Annotated in this window: 11 protein-coding genes; 6 read left to right on the top strand and 5 right to left on the bottom strand. The window is 34.8% G+C overall.

The window, feature by feature from the left end:
• The first annotated feature begins 32 nt into the window (after positions 1-32).
• Entirely contained in the window at positions 33-1,022 is a 990-nt protein-coding gene (locus H8718_RS04265; RefSeq protein WP_177670547.1) for a glycoside hydrolase family 130 protein, read from the top strand.
• Between the two features lie 28 nt (positions 1,023-1,050).
• On the top strand, positions 1,051-4,179 hold the full coding sequence (locus H8718_RS04260; protein ID WP_249331779.1) for an alpha-mannosidase: 3,129 nt from the start codon (positions 1,051-1,053) through the stop codon (positions 4,177-4,179).
• A 35-nt stretch (positions 4,180-4,214) separates the two neighbouring features.
• Here H8718_RS04260 and H8718_RS04255 read toward each other — a convergent pair whose 3' ends face one another.
• A complete protein-coding gene (locus H8718_RS04255) occupies positions 4,215-4,538 on the bottom strand; it encodes a hypothetical protein (RefSeq protein WP_177670551.1) in 324 nt (107 codons plus the stop codon).
• A gap of 672 nt (positions 4,539-5,210) precedes the next feature.
• On the opposite strand from H8718_RS04255, the gene H8718_RS04250 reads away from it, so the two are divergent.
• On the top strand, positions 5,211-7,007 hold the full coding sequence (locus tag H8718_RS04250; protein ID WP_177670553.1) for an L-fucose isomerase: 1,797 nt from the start codon (positions 5,211-5,213) through the stop codon (positions 7,005-7,007).
• A 12-nt stretch (positions 7,008-7,019) separates the two neighbouring features.
• Entirely contained in the window at positions 7,020-8,369 is a 1,350-nt protein-coding gene (locus H8718_RS04245) for a rhamnulokinase (RefSeq protein WP_249331776.1), read from the top strand.
• A gap of 209 nt (positions 8,370-8,578) precedes the next feature.
• On the opposite strand, the gene H8718_RS04240 is transcribed toward H8718_RS04245, so the two are convergent.
• The 3 genes from H8718_RS04240 to H8718_RS04230 all read right to left on the bottom strand — a co-directional run bounded on the left by H8718_RS04240 (position 8,579) and on the right by H8718_RS04230 (position 10,801).
• Positions 8,579-9,619: an MORN repeat-containing protein gene (locus H8718_RS04240; RefSeq protein WP_249331773.1), complete on the bottom strand. Its 1,041-nt coding sequence runs from the start codon at positions 9,617-9,619 to the stop codon at positions 8,579-8,581.
• A gap of 66 nt (positions 9,620-9,685) precedes the next feature.
• The gene (locus tag H8718_RS04235; protein ID WP_177670558.1) at positions 9,686-10,219 is read right to left on the bottom strand and encodes a spore maturation protein; all 534 of its coding nucleotides are present in this window, start codon (positions 10,217-10,219) and stop codon (positions 9,686-9,688) included.
• On the bottom strand, positions 10,220-10,801 hold the full coding sequence (locus H8718_RS04230) for a nucleoside recognition protein (RefSeq protein WP_177670560.1): 582 nt from the start codon (positions 10,799-10,801) through the stop codon (positions 10,220-10,222).
• 367 nt (positions 10,802-11,168) lie between these two features.
• On the opposite strand from H8718_RS04230, the gene H8718_RS04225 reads away from it, so the two are divergent.
• The gene (locus tag H8718_RS04225) at positions 11,169-11,432 is read left to right on the top strand and encodes an AbrB/MazE/SpoVT family DNA-binding domain-containing protein (protein ID WP_177670562.1); all 264 of its coding nucleotides are present in this window, start codon (positions 11,169-11,171) and stop codon (positions 11,430-11,432) included.
• 62 nt (positions 11,433-11,494) lie between these two features.
• On the opposite strand, the gene H8718_RS04220 is transcribed toward H8718_RS04225, so the two are convergent.
• The gene (locus tag H8718_RS04220) at positions 11,495-13,318 is read right to left on the bottom strand and encodes a PAS domain-containing sensor histidine kinase (RefSeq protein ID WP_249331770.1); all 1,824 of its coding nucleotides are present in this window, start codon (positions 13,316-13,318) and stop codon (positions 11,495-11,497) included.
• Between the two features lie 357 nt (positions 13,319-13,675).
• Here H8718_RS04220 and H8718_RS04215 point away from each other — a divergent pair, with 357 nt between their 5' ends.
• Positions 13,676-14,527, top strand: a complete 852-nt coding sequence (locus tag H8718_RS04215; protein WP_177670566.1) for a DegV family protein — start codon at positions 13,676-13,678, stop codon at positions 14,525-14,527.
• The last annotated feature ends 47 nt before the right edge of the window (positions 14,528-14,574 follow it).

Raw genomic sequence — 14,574 nt, 5'->3', positions numbered from 1 at the left:
TATAGCTTAATTTAGTTAAAAGGAGAACAATCATGACTAAAATTATTGGAAATGCTTTACCAAATATTCCATGGCAAGAAAGACCAGAAGGTTGCACAGACGTTGTTTGGAGATATTCAAACAACCCTGTTATCAAAAGAAATGCAATCCCATCATCAAACAGTATCTTCAATAGTGCTGTAGTACCATTCGAAGGTAAATTTGCTGGTGTATTCAGATGCGATAGCAAATCAAGAAGCATGGATATCTTTGCTGGTTTCAGTGAAGATGGAATCAACTGGAATATTAACCATGAACCAATTACATTCGAAGGTGAAGATGCAGAAATTCTTAACAGAGAATACCGTTATGACCCACGTGTATGCTTCATCGAAGATAGATACTACATCACATGGTGTAATGGATACCATGGACCAACAATTGGTGTGGCTTACACATTCGACTTTAAAACATTCCACCAATTAGAAAATGCATTCTTACCATATAACAGAAATGGTGTATTATTCCCAAGAAAAATCAATGGTCTTTACGGAATGGTAAGTAGACCATCTGATACAGGACATACTCCATTCGGAGATATCTTCTATAGCCAATCACCAGATATGGAATTCTGGGGTAAACATAGACATGTAATGTCAACTGTAAAAGGTGACGACTCTGCATGGCAATCAACAAAAATCGGTGCAGGCCCAATCCCTATCGAAACTTCAGAAGGTTGGTTAATGATCTACCACGGTGTTCTTAACAGCTGTAATGGTTTCGTATACAGCTTCGGTGCTGCTATCCTTGACCTTGAAAAACCATGGATCGTTAAATACAGAACTAAACCATATCTTCTTTCACCACAGGAATTATATGAGTGCGTAGGCGACGTTCCAAACGTTGCATTCCCATGTGCAGCTCTTACAGATGCTGAAACAGGAAGAATTGCAATTTACTACGGATGTGCAGATACTGTAACAGGTCTTGCATTCGCACAAGTTGATGAATTAGTAGAATACATCAAAAACAATTCTCTATAATTAGAATAAACGAGGAGGCTCGGGGTATATGTTCTTTACTGATAGAAAATTAGAAGCGAGACTTTATGAATTAGCAAGTTATCGTTACAGAGATATTATTCCATTCGAGTCCCTATTTGCCAAAGAAGACACTGCTGGTGTCTCTAATCCAGAAATCCCAACAAGCGATGCTTGTTGGGATTTAATGGCAGTAGGGGAAAGATGGAGTGGTCGTGACCGTTATTTATGGCTTAGAAAAACTATGAGTGTACCTAAAGTATGGGAAGGGAAAAAAATCGTTGGTATTTTTGACTTCGGTAGCACTGGAGGAGGAAATAACTCAGGATTTGAATCTATGCTTTACATAGAAGGTAAACCATACCAAGGTGTTGACTCTAACCATAAAGAAGCGTTCTTTGATAGTAACTATGCAGGAAAAGATTTAGAACTTGTATTTAGATTATGGTCAGGTCTTGAAGGTGGAGGGAACCCAACTCCTCAAGAACATCGTATTAATCGTGCAGATTTAGCATGGCTTGATGAAAAAGTTGATGACCTTTTCTTCATGACCCGCGTAATTTTAGAGACACTAAAGGTTCTTAATGAATTTGATCCAGTAGTCCCACAACTTAGAATGGCACTTGATAAAGCCTATAAACTTATCGACTGGTCTTATCCAGGTAGTGAGGCGTTCTATGAATCTGTGCATGCAGCAGACGATCTTCTTAATGAACTCATTGATAACATGGATAAAAACAGCCTAGTAAAAGTAAAATGCGTAGGACATACACATATTGACGTTGCCTGGTTATGGAGACTTAAACATACAAGAGAAAAATGTGCACGTTCATTCTCAACAGTACTTCGCCTTATGGAGCAGTACCCAGAGTATACTTTCCTTCAAACACAACCACAGCTTTATGAATACATTAAGGAAGACTATCCTGAAATGTTTGAAAAAATTAAAGCTAAGGTTAAGGAAGGAAACTGGGAAGCTGATGGCGGTATGTGGGTTGAGGCTGACTGTAACTTAACATCAGGTGAGTCTTTAACAAGACAAATCCTAGTAGGCAGTAAATTCTTCAGAGAAGAACTTGGTCAAGAAATTAAATACTTATGGCTTCCAGATGTATTTGGATATTCTTGGGCACTTCCTCAAATTCTTAAAAAGTCAGGCATTCCAATGTTCATGACAACTAAAATAAGCTGGAACCAATACAACCGTATGCCACATGATACATTCAAATGGCGCGGTATGGATGGTAGTGAAGTTTTAACACACTTCATTACAGCACCAGAACCTTGGAGTCAGCCAGGTTCATGGTTCTACACATATAATGGCCATCTTACACCAAAAATCGTAAAAGGTGTATATGATGCTTACAGTGATAAAAATCTTACAGATGAACTTCTTATTTCCTTCGGTTATGGTGATGGCGGTGGCGGTGTAAACCGTGATATGCTTGAATACAGAAGAAGAGTAGATAAAATGCCAGGACTCCCAAGTCTTGAGACAAGTAAAGCTGCTGATTACTTCAAAGGCCTTAGAGAAAAAATAGAAAATACTGATGAGTACGTTCACACATGGGATGGAGAACTTTATCTTGAATACCATAGAGGGACTTATACAAGTCAGGCCTATAACAAAAAAATGAACCGTTACCTTGAAAACTACTACCGTAATGTAGAGTGGTTAACAGCAATGGATGCTATTAATAAAGGTGATATCAAAGAGGCTAAACAAGATGAGCTTACAGAAGGATGGAAAATCATTCTGACTCATCAGTTCCACGATATTATTCCAGGTTCATCTATTAATGAAGTATATAAAGATAGCCATGTAAATTATGAAAAAGCAGAAGCTGTTGCAAAAGAAATAGAACAAAGTGTCTTTACAAATATTATGGGTGCTGAAGAAAGCACATGGACTGTTATTAACAACACAAACTGGGAACGTAGTGACTATGCACATATTGTGACAGAGGCAAAAGGTCAGTTTGTAGATGAAGCAGGAAATGTCCTTAAAGCTCAGGAAACTCACAATGGTTATGTGGTTTATGTGGATAATATACCTGCAATGGGATGGAAAGTAATCAAACTTGTGGATAATACATCAAATAGTGTAGAAAATACTACAAATGTATTTACTTTTGCTGACGGTATCATTGAAACACCATTCTACCATGTAGAGCTTAATGAAGTAGGTCATATGACTTCACTTGTAGATAAAAAGGCAGATCGCCAAGTACTTGCAAAAGGTGCAAAAGCAAACGTTATTCAAATGTTTGAAGATAAACCTCTTGCACATGAAGCTTGGGATATTGATATCTATTATCAAGAAAAAATGAGAGAAGTAACAGACCTTACACGTATGGAAGTTACTGAAAAAGGTCCTCTTCATATGGTTGTTCGTCTTGAATGGAACTATATGAATACAAAGATTAAACAAGATATGACTTTCTATGTGGAAGATAAACGTATTGACTTTAAAACATGGGTTGACTTTAGAGAACGTAAACAACTGATGAAAGTTGCTTTCCCAGTAGATATTCGTTCAACTTATGCAACTTATGATGTACAATACGGTAACGTACAACGTCCAACACATTGGAATACAAGTTGGGACTGGGCACGTTTTGAAACTGTAGCACATAAATGGGTTGACCTTTCAGAACGTAACTATGGTGTCAGCTTAATGAATGATTGTAAATATGGTCATGATATTAAAAACAATGTGATTAGACTTACACTTCTTAAATCAGCAACACATCCAGATACAGAGCAAGATCAAGGTGAGCATGAATTTACTTACTCACTTCTTCCTCATGAAGGTAGCTGGGTAGATGCAGATACAGAAATCCGTGCTTACTATCTTAACAATCCACTTAAAGTAGAAGCAGGTAAAGCTAAAGAGGATGTATACAGCTTCTTAAATATTGATAATAAATATATCGAAGTAGATGCTGTAAAACGCTCAGAAGATGGCAAAACACTTGTAATCCGCTGCCATGAATACACAGGCGGTAAACAAAAAGCAACAATTACTTTAGATGCAAAAGTTAAAGGATGGCAAGAATCTAACCTTATGGAAAAACCAGAAGGTGACCATTTCATATCAGAAGCTATTACACTTGAATTCGGACCATATGAAGTTAAAACTGTATTAGTTGAACTTTAAGATATAAAAAGAGTGCTGTAAACTAGATTTCTAGTTTACAGCACTCTTTTTTCTGCTTGGAGATAGCGTATAAGTGCAGATAGACAGCAAACAAATACACATATAAATCCCATAACATTAATAAAAGCAAGGCTATCTTTAGCTGTTACGAACCAAAGAACTAAAGGAATAATAAGTATACGTGATAGATAGATGAACTGTGTAGTTTTTATATAAAGCATATATAGGGTAGAAAAAACTACAAGTAGGCTTATGGTAATAAAGTTCAATAAAGGTACATTAAACAATGGAAGTGCCCATAAAATACAAATAAATAATGCAATTAAAATTCCAATGGCATAGTCGATTTTTTTAGTCATACAACTTCCCCCCTAGAATAAACTTAGATAAAATTAATGTATGTATTATACAATGAAAAATAAAAAAAAATAATTTTATATAAAATTATTGAAAATAAAAACAAAATTGTTGCAATAAAATAAAAATTAGTTTAAAAAGGAGATTGTAAAGCTAAAAAGAGTTTTGTAATAAAAAATAGAAAACCACAAAAGACAACATATTTTCTAGAAGAAATACTAGAGAAATCTAATCATTAAAATTCTAATACCTGTAACAGACTATACTAAAAAATATATGGTAAATAAATTTAATAGAAAAGACTTAAACACTGTGGTGAACTATTTTTATCTATAGAAAATAGTTAAATTACATAAGATTATCTAGATAAATTATCTATAATAGTAAAGTATGACTAGAAATTAAACGGGTGATAACAGAAAAATAAATATTTTTAAATATATTATTAAAATTACATATAAATATATTGCATAATAAAAATTAAGATGATAATATAAAAAATAAACAAACAAAAAAAGATAAATCCATACAAATACTGTATAAGTTTTGCACAATCTAAAATATGGAGAAAAAGGCTTTCACAACATGAAGTTAACCGTTTAGTAAAATTAATTAAAGGAATGAATCACAAAGACATTCAAAATTATAATTTGAAAATTTAGGGGGAACTTAAAATGGCAAATACATATCGTTTAAAAGGGCAATTACCAAAAATCGGGATTAGACCAACAATCGATGGCAGAAGAGAAGGCGTTAGAGAATCATTAGAAGACCAAACAATGTCTATGGCAAAAGCAGTAGCTGAGCTTATTGAAGGGACACTTAGACATCCAAATGGTGAGAAAGTAGAATGTGTTATTGCAGATACTACAATTGGTGGAGTAGCAGAAGCGAGTGCATGTGAAGCCAAATTTGAAAAAGAAAATGTAGATATCTCTATTACAGTTACACCTTGCTGGTGTTATGGTGCTGAAACACTTGATCTTAATCCTCATAGACTTAAAGCAATCTGGGGCTTTAATGGAACTGAAAGACCAGGTGCTGTATATCTTGCTTCTGCAGCAGCAGCACATGCTCAAGCAGGTCTTCCAGTATTCTCAATCTATGGAAAAGATGTTCAAGATGCAGATGATAGAACAATTCCATCTGATGTAGAGACTAAAATCTTAACTTTTGCTAAAGCAGGTCTTGCTGTAGCACATATGAGAAATAAATCTTATTTATCAATTGGTAATGTATCTATGGGTATCGCAGGTTCAATTGTAGATCCACATTTCTTCAGTGACTATTTAGGCATGAGAACAGAGTATGTAGATATGATTGAAATTATGAGACGTATTGAACTTGAAATTTACGATAAAGATGAGTATGAAAAAGCACTTGCATGGGTAAAAGCAAATTGTAAAGAAGGTATAGAAATTAATAAACCTCATCTTGTTAAAGATGCAGCAGGTAAAGAAGCTGATTGGGAATTCGTTGTAAAAATGACACTTATTTGCCGTGACCTTATGGTGGGGAATGAAAAACTTGCTGAAAAAGGTTTCATTGAAGAATCAAATGGACACAATGCCATTGCTGCAGGTTTCCAAGGCCAAAGACAATGGACAGATTATAAACCTAATGGTGACTTTATGGAAGCTATCCTTAATTCATCATTTGACTGGAATGGCACACGTGAAGCTTTTGTTGTAGCAACAGAAAATGATGCACTTAACGGTGTACCTATGTTATTTGGTCACCTACTTACAGGTAGATCACAAATTTTCTCAGATGTGCGTACATATTGGAGTCCTGAAGCAGTTGAACGTGTAACAGGACATAAATTAGAAGGTAGAGCTGCAAACGGTATTATCCATCTTATTAACTCAGGAGCAACAACACTTGATGCAACAGGTAAACAAAAAGGTGCAAATGGGGAGCCCGTTATGAAACAATTCTGGGATATTACAGATGAAGAAGTAAAGGCTTGTCTTGATGCTACAACTTGGCCATCAGCTAACCGTGAATATTTTAGAGGGGGCGGTTACTCATCATGCTTCCTTTCAGAAGGTGGTATGCCTGTAACTATGAGCCGTGTATCAATGGTTAAAGGTCTTGGACCAATTCTTCAAATTGCTGAAGGTTACACAGTTGATCTCCCAGCTGATGTACATGATACACTTAACAAACGTACAGACCAAACATGGCCTACAACATGGTTTGCTCCAATCTTAACAGGTGAAGGTGCATTCAAAGATGTCTATAGTGTTATGAATGAATGGGCTGCTAACCATGGTGCAATTAGCTATGGACATATTGGAGCAGACTTAATTGCACTTGCTTCAATGCTTAGAATTCCAGTAGCAATGCACAACGTATCAGAAGAACGTATTTTTAGACCAAAAGTTTGGAGTGCATTTGGTACAAAGGATATGGAAGGTGCAGACTTTAGAGCATGTAAAAACTACGGACCACTTTACAAAAAAGCTTAGGAGGCTGCCACTATGAATAAAGCTTACATTGCATTTGACTTAGGTGCATCAAGTGGAAGGTTGATGCTAGGTATTGATAAAGAGGGAAAGATAGAACTAGAAGAAGTACATCGTTTTCCTAATGATCCTGTTGTTATGAATGGAACTATGTATTGGGATATACCAAGACTCTTTCATGAAATGAAACAGGGCTTAAAGAAAGTAGCCTTAAGAAAAGATGTAAGCATTCAATCCATGGGGATTGACACCTGGGGGGTGGATGGTGCGTGGCTTGATGAGAATGGGCAGATGATTAATCTGCCTATTCATTACAGAGATGGCAGAACAGCAAAAGTAATAGATGAAGTAGAAAGTATTATATCTGAAGAAACATTATATGGTATAACAGGTATACAAAAAGCAGCTTTCAATACTATTTATCAGCTTTACTATGATAAGAAGTATAATTCTATTATTAAAAATCATGGTAAGAAGTGGCTCTTTACACCAGATTTATTAGGCTATTTGTTTACAGGTAAAATGTATAATGAAGCAACTATTGCTTCAACAAGTGGACTTATTGATGTAGAGACAAAAGGCTACAGCAAAGAAATTTTTGATAAGCTGAATCTTGATAGGAACGTAATGTGTGAGTTAGTACAACCTGGTACACAGGTAGGCACACTTACAAAAGCTATTCAAGAAGAAACAGGTCTTGGTCCTATTCCTATTATAGCAGTAGGAAGCCATGATACAGCTTCAGCAGTAGTAGGAGCTGAGATTGAAAAGGAAGATGAAATGTATCTTGTATGTGGTACATGGTGCCTTATGGGGCTTGAAGTAAGTAAAGCTCAATTAGAAGAGAAGGCTAGATTAAGTGGCTTTACCAATGAGGGAAGTGCTAAAGGCAAGGTGAGACTTCTAAAAAATATTAATGGTCTATGGATTTTACAACAACTTAAAAAATGTCTAAATGATAAAGGTTTAAAAGTAGATTTCCCAGATATTATAGAAGAGGCACGCAAAGTAAACCATGAGTATGCTATTGATATAGCAGATGAACGCTTTATGGCACCTACCAATATGGAACAGGAAATTATTGCTGCATGTAAAGAAAAATATAACGTGCAGTTAGAAAGTATAGGTGAAGTGGCTACAGCTGTGTATAACGGCTTAGGGAAACTTTATCAAGAGACGGTTCACCAGTTTGAAGAGTTAATTGGTGAAGAAATAAGTACTATTCGCATGGTAGGTGGCGGAACGAAGGATGCACATCTATGTGAAGTGGTAAAACAAGCAACACACAAAGCGGTTATTAAAGGAACAACTGAAGCATCTGCTATGGGCAATGTACTTGTGCAGATGAATACTCTCCGTTTATAAAAGAATAAGCTAGATTGAGCGTAGTGAACTCAATCTAGCTTATTCTTTTTTTGTTAATTTTTTCTTTTTCATGCCGTTTAGGAACCATTTACTGTCTGGAGTAGAATTGCTGATAAGTCCTGCTAGAACTAAAATGATTAGAAAAGCATTAACAGTTTCTTTATAGTTACATGATCTGCTACTGCTTGGAATAGTACTGTACTTTTAGTCTAAGCAAGACGCTCTACCATATAGTCATCTTCGAATAGTCCTACATATTTATTACCCTCTTCGTCTTCATAGGTACCTTTTCCGTGCATTTTGCCATCTACAAGGTCACCAGTATATTTATGACCATTAGGATAATGGAGTGTACCATAGCCTGTAATATGACCATCTACAACTTCTCCGATGTAGGAACCTCCTTGGAGGAAGTTAATTTTTCCTTTACCATTTGGCTTATCATCTACTAATTCACCTTCATACATACCAATGCCTGGGAGCATAACACTGCCATGAGTAGAACTTAACATGTAATCTTCTTCGAAGATGCCTTGGTATTTAGCACCGTTATCTTCTTCATACATACCTTCACCATGCATCATACCATCTTTAAATTCACCTATGTATTTATGTCCATTTGCAAAAACTTTCATACCCTTGCCAGTAAGTTGGCCTTGTACTACATCACCACGGTACATAGAACCATCTTCATAGGTATAAGTACCTTTACCATGAGGGATACCTTCTACTACATCACCTTCATAAGTGCCAATGCCACCAAGTGTAAGTTTACCGCGTCCTGTAGCAATGCCATCTCTAAATTCACCTTCATAGAAGTTACCATTAGGGAAAGTGCAAGAACCATATCCTTGGAGCTTGTTATTCATAAAAGTTCCTTCAAAAATAGTACCTTCTGCAGTGTAGAAAATACCCTTGCCTTCACGTATGCCATTTAGAAAAGCACCCTCATGATAAGAACCATCTGCCCAATGATAAACACCTTTTCCAGTTTGTTCCCCTTTATAGAAGTCACCTTCATAAGACTCACAGTCGTCTAAATAGGCTATGCCATGACCATGTGGTTCACCACTTCTGAATTCACCTTTATAGATGAGTTTACCTGCTTCATTATAAAGCTTACCTGTTCCATGAAACATAGGACCTTTCATAGCACCTTCATACATAATATTGCCATTTTTATGGTATAATACTTCATCTTCGTATACATCATCTTTTTGGGAAAATAAAGATTTAAGTTTATCGAACATTTTCGGATCCTTCCTTTGTATAAATTATAGTTATATTATACCATCTTTGACTTAAAAAAAAATAGTTTATACACCGAAAAGGTAGACAGTTAGTAGATAAGACATGGTAATTCCCACTAGAGATGCCAGGAGAGCACCAACAACAGTATAACGACTATTTTTTATCTTAATGGACATAAAATAAACCGACATGGTATAGAAAATACTTTCTGTACATCCAAACATGATAGATACAAGCCTGCCAATGAAAGAGTCGGGCCCATAATTCTTAAAAATATCAAGAATAAGCCCTGTGGAAGCAGAAGAAGAGACAGTGCGCATAAGGGCAACAGGAATAACTTCTGTTGGAAAATTAGAGAATGAGACAAGAGGGCTAAGAAGCCTTACGAGTCCGTCTAAGGCACCAGAAGTTCTAAGCATGGCTATACCTAACATGAGTGCAACAAGAGTTGGAAGGATAGAAAGGACCACATTAATACCTTCCTTTGCGCCATCTACAAAAGATTGAAATACATCTACTTTATGTATAAGTCCATAGACAACAATGAGAAACATAACAGTAGGTACAAGAAAGTCTGATAAGGTTACGAGAAACTTCATCTAATCATTCCTCCTATACATACATTTTGCAAAGGTAATAGCTACAAGGGTAGAAAGAGCTGTAGCAATAATAGAAGGGCCTATAACTTCTGTAGGATTGGCAGAACCGTATGCACTTCTGTAGGCAATTATATTAATAGAAACGAGCTGGACAGTAGAAATATTGACGATAAGGAACATACACATGGCATGAGTAGCAATTGTAGGATGAGTCTTATTAAGTTTTTGAAGCTCTGTCATTGCTTTAAGTCCAGGAGGTGTAGCAGCCCAACCAAGTCCTAAAAAGTTGGCTATAATATTTGTGGCAATATATTTACGGGCAGGATGGTTACGAGGTACATCAGGAAATAAAAAGTTAAGAATTGGTGTCATGCGGTTAGCAAGAGCATCTATAAGATGTGCATTTTCTGCAATACGCATAACCCCCATCCACATGGCTAATGCGCCACATGAGGAAATACAGATTTCAACAGCAGATTGACTTGAATTTAATATGCTTTGCGTCATCTGCTGCATATGGCCACCGAATAAAGCCATAAGCATGGAGAAGATAATCATAGCTCCCCAAAGATAATTCAGCATAATATCGCTCCTTACACATAATAAAATAGACTTGTCTCTATAACTATATGCAGCAAGATGGACAAACTTTACACAAAAAGGGTACAAATTACATGGTAAAAAAATCAATTAATAGGAATCAAATTAAGAACTACAAATACTATAAGCAGGAAATTCGACAAAAAAATAAAAAAAATATAAAAATAATAGGTACGAATTATGCAGTAATACAATATTATATTAATGAATTGATAAAAAAATCTAAAAAATCGATAAAAATTTACAAAACATCAATTGACTTTTATTGCTAATTATGGTACTTTATTATTACAGAAATTAGAAAAATCTACATGGGTTGACAATATTTTTTAAAAGGGAGAGGATTTAAGTGAAATCAACAGGGATCGTAAGAAAAGTCGATGAGTTAGGACGAGTTGTATTACCAATTGAATTAAGAAGAAACCTTAATATCCAAGAGAAAGATTCATTAGAAATTTTTGTAGATGATGAAAAAATCATCCTTAAAAAGTATGAACCAGCAGATATCTTTAATGGAAGCATGGATGACCTTATTGACTACAAAGGTAAAAAAATATCAAAAGCTACCATTGTAGAACTTGCTAAAATTGCAGGACTTAAAGTAGCAGAATAAACATATTTAACTATAAAAAGGGCTCCCTAAATAGGGAGCTTTTTATTTGTTTCATAATTCGTTTAATCCATATAAAGGTCAGAGAACTCAATATCTACTTTATCACTACCTGTCATATAAGTATAATCTAGGTCATGTAGTAAGGTAGGATTCGTTTCAATAGGAAATTTAATAATAAATTCTGTGCCCTGGTTTACTTTACTTTTTACTTCTATAGAGCCCTTATTAAGTTCAACAAAAGATTTTACTAGAGAAAGACCGATTCCGGCCCCTTCGGCTTTTCTGATGAGACCATTTTCAATACGTGTAAAACGTTCAAATATAAGTTCTTTACTCTCATCAGGGATACCGACACCGTCATCTTTAATATGTATATGGGCGTAACCTGTTTCTAGTGTAACAGTTACCCAAATATGCCCATCTTCATGCCCATATTTAATTGCATTCGAGAATAAATTAAGAAGAATTCTTTCCATAAGATCAGGATCAACTGTACAGTAGACTTCTTCCTCATAAGTATCAAAAATAGCAGTAATATTTTTACGCTCTGTATAAGGAAGAATGGAATCTAATATATTTTCAGTCAGCATGACAATGTTTAGTGTACGTGGAGAGATATTAAAATAATGGCTTTCTAGCCTATTAATATCTAAGAAATTATTAAGTAGTCTTAAGAGTCTCATACAATTTTGTTCAATCATAGTATTATAATGAGGAATTTTGTCATACTCATGATTGTTAATAAAGTTATTTTGAAGCTGTGTAGCACTATAGATAATGTTCACAGGGGTTTTTAATTCATGTGAAATAGTGCAGAAAAACTCTACTTTGATTTTCTCAAATTCTATAGCTCGTTGAAGTTGGTCACGTTGTTTTTTATCAGAGATATCCTTCGCAGAGGCAATAATAGCACGGACTGTATTATCATGGGAAAGTGTAAGATAGAGCTCAACATCAATAAGTTCACCTGTAGAGGTAATAAAGTGTACATCTACAGTTTCAAACTCAATGATGCATCTATACAATGAATGAACAATCTCTTCTACTATTGGGCGATCATCGGGTGCAATGTAATCCATAAAACAAGTATTCATAATAAGATCTAAATCTTTATACTTAAGAAGTGTTTTAGCATTTTCATTAACATGATAAATATTTTGATTTACTATAATGAATAGAGCATTAGGGTAAAAAAACATCATTTGAGAGTAAAGTGTATCAATATAATGATATTGCTGAATAAGGACTTCTTGTTCATGTGACATATGGGTTAAATAAGCATTCATAAGCTTAGTATTGTTGTGGTGAAGCTCTAATTTGGTCATAAGTCTTTGAGAATGTTGGAGGATTGAATCACTCATAATAATTTTAAAGAGGAGAAAGACGCATGTAAGCAGTATGACCATATAAGGATACTTAGGTATAAAGTAACTCAGACCATAACTTAAAATAATAGTAAGGCTAAGCAAAGTTAGACGTACTAATACAAAGGCATTACTCCTTTCCTTAAGGAGATTTTTCTTATTTGCAATATGTATGCTAGCAAAAACAGTTAAGAGGCTAATAATCAGTAGAATAACTAAGCAAAATATAAAGTAATCATAAGGAACACTATTAGGATGTGTTAAAGTATGATTAACTATTAAATAGACTGTAAAAATAATTAAAGTAAAAGACATGTAGCTATAGCAAACTTTTTTGCGTATAAGAGGCTGATCAAAGTAATTAAATACAAGTAGAGTTGCAAGACAGAAAAGAAGAACAAAAATGCTAAAAGATTGTATAAAGAGGGAGTTAGCTAGAGATGGAGTTAGTGCTTTTGTATAACACTCAACCCAAGTAAGAGGAAGTGCAAGTGTCATAAAAAGTATACTTGTCCCATTCATACATCCTATTACACATAATAGGGATGAATTATGTGCATCTAAACTATAGATACTTAAAGTCACAATAAGTACGCTAAATATGCATAAAGTAAACATAAATATAAGATAAGCATGCTGCCTATGTCTTGAAAAGTAGAGAAAAGATATATTAAATAAAGAAACGAAGTATATGGTTGCAAGAATATGGGGAAAATTATATTTTTTCATATCATCACCTAATTTAAAATAATCTCACTTTTGTATTATAATTCATAAATTAATAATTATCTACTATAAACTGCAAGATATGCTATTAATTAATAGAATCTTTATATAATTAGGTTACACTAAATGCAAATGAAAGAAAGAGGTGCAGACATGATAAAATTACTAGTTGACAGTACTTGTGACTTTCCAGAGCGTTTTTTAAAAGAACATAGAATAGATTGGCTACCTTTAAGAGTAAGGCTTGAAGATAAAGAGTATGCAGATAAAGAAGAAATTGAAGTGCAAGAGGTATATGATGCCATGAAACAAGGGGTAATGCCTCAAACTTCACAGCCACTCCCAGGGGATATTATAAAGAAATTAGAAGCTTGTGGAGAAAACAAAGATGATGTGATTTATATAAGTTTCTCAGGGAAGATGTCTGGAACGTATCAGACAGTACATATACTTATGGAAGAGATGAGTACGCGTTATCCAGAATGCCGTTTTACAGCAGTAGACTCCAAATCGGGTTCTATTTGTATAGGATTTATGGCTATGGAAGCTACAAGATTAAGAGATGAAGGTGCTACTTATGATGAGATATTAGCACGTATTAGATTTTTAGCAGATCATGCAGAACATATTTTTACTTTGACAGATTTAAACTGGCTTGTAAAAGGTGGGCGTATTAGCAAGGCGGAGGGCATATTAGGTAATATGCTTAATATTAAACCACTTATTCATGTGAATGATGGTTTTATTGAAGTTTATGAGAAAGTGCGTGGTCAGAAGAAACTACTTACTAAACTTGTCGATACAGTAGAAGAGCGTATTAGTGATTATAAGCAACAGACAATAGGACTTGTTCATGCAGAGGAGACAGAGCTTCTTCATACGATTAGAGAGATGCTAAAAGAACGGTTAGGGGATGTACAGTTTGTAGAGACTGGAATAGGCAGTGTACTAAGCGCCCATTTAGGGCTAAGTGGGATTGGAATATGTTTCTTTAACAAATATTAACAATATGTAAATAGCTTAGATAAAAATGCACTATGATATTAAAAAAA

Source organism: Zhenhengia yiwuensis (assembly GCF_014384995.1).
Lineage (GTDB): Bacteria > Bacillota > Clostridia > Lachnospirales > Cellulosilyticaceae > Zhenhengia > Zhenhengia yiwuensis.
Note: the sequence above shows the minus strand (reverse complement) of the source record. Positions and strands in the feature narration are given on the sequence as shown.